Origin of the sequence: Virgibacillus salexigens (genome assembly GCF_014905415.1) — a bacterium.
GTDB classification, from domain to species: Bacteria; Bacillota; Bacilli; order Bacillales; family Amphibacillaceae; genus Virgibacillus; species Virgibacillus salexigens.
On record NZ_BNEO01000051.1, the window covers coordinates 1 to 372 of the forward strand.

General features: G+C 39.0%; 1 pseudogene. It reads right to left on the reverse strand.

Annotated features, from left to right (window positions below):
- A pseudogene (bshC, locus tag JKP73_RS23310) lies at positions 1–134 on the reverse strand (bacillithiol biosynthesis protein BshC); the annotation flags it as partial.
- Between the last annotated feature and the right edge of the window lie 238 nt (positions 135–372).

Genomic DNA, 372 nt, shown 5'->3' on the forward strand with positions numbered 1-372 from the left:
TCCAGTGCATGAAAAGCTGGTTTTAATGCAGACCAACAACTTATCTCACCCGGACCACCAATGAAAGCTAGAGTGGGGTAGACTAACTCTAGCATTACTGGCCTTGTTACTACATTATTACTTAAACTCTCTGGTTTTTCTTTGGCAACTCAGATTATTTCCTCTGTCGATAATAGCACTTCTTTTTGTTTTCCCTGCCACTGTCCAGCTGCTCATCGTCGGAGTAGGTTTCGTTCATTATCTTTATGAAAGAATAGATGCGGATCTGATTTTTCTACTTCTAACGATACTGGATAACCATATTGATCTAAACCCATTATCGCATTGCTTACCCCTTCACTAGTTTTGGGTTGATTTTCGATTAATTGAATA